The organism is Xanthomonas codiaei (assembly GCF_002939785.1).
Lineage (GTDB): Bacteria > Pseudomonadota > Gammaproteobacteria > Xanthomonadales > Xanthomonadaceae > Xanthomonas > Xanthomonas codiaei.
Genome location: NZ_MDEC01000081.1, coordinates 1 through 822, shown reverse-complemented (window position 1 = coordinate 822; position 822 = coordinate 1). Strand labels below are relative to the sequence as shown.

General features: G+C 68.4%; 1 protein-coding gene. It reads right to left on the bottom strand.

What is annotated here, in order from left to right; all coding sequences use genetic code 11:
* Positions 1-822: ATP-binding protein (locus XcodCFBP4690_RS22130; protein WP_146092042.1), on the bottom strand; the 822-nt coding region annotated here is incomplete at both ends.

Genomic DNA, 822 nt, shown 5'->3' with positions numbered 1-822 from the left:
CCCGGTCAGCGGCTTGCGCAGGAAACTGTCGAAACCGGCTTGCTGCGCGGCCGGTTCGGCGGCTTCGTCCGAGCGCGCGGTCACGGCGATCAGCGGCATCTCGTAGCCGAACACGCGCAATTGCCGTGCCAGGGCGAAGCCGTCCAGCCCGGGAAGATCCAGGTCCAGCAAGGCGACGTCGAAGTTGTTGTCGGCCGCCTCGGTCAACGCCGCCAGCCCGTGCGGTGCGTGCACCACCGAATGGCCCTGCGATCGCAACAGGCCCACGATGACCTCGGCAATGGTGGGGTCGTCTTCCACCAGCAGGATGCGCTGCGGCGCCAGCGCCGTCGCCGTCTGCGCCGCCTCAGCGAGCGGGGCACTGGAGTTCACCCAGCGCAGCGGCAGGTCCACGATGAAGCGCGTGCCCGCACCGAGCCGGCTGATCACCTCGATATGCCCGCCCATCGCCAGGGCCAGTTCCTGGCAGATCGCCAGGCCCAAGCCGCTGCCGCCGTAGCGCGAGGTGGTCTTGGCCCCGTCGCCCTGTTCGAAGCGCTGGAACAGCCGCGCCTTCTGGTCGGCATTGATGCCCGGGCCGGTATCAGCCACCTCGAAGCGCAGGCCTTGATACGAGCCCAGCGTGGTCAGCTTGAGCCCCACCACGCCGCGCTCGGTGAACTTGATCGCATTGCTGAGCAGGTTGAGCAGGATCTGCCGGATGCGGGTGGGATCGCCGCTGGCGGTGATATCGCCCAACAGGCCCACTTCCAGGCTGAAACGCAGGCCGCGTTCCTGTGCCAGCGGCGCCATCAGGCTTTCCACTTCGGCCACCAGCTGGCG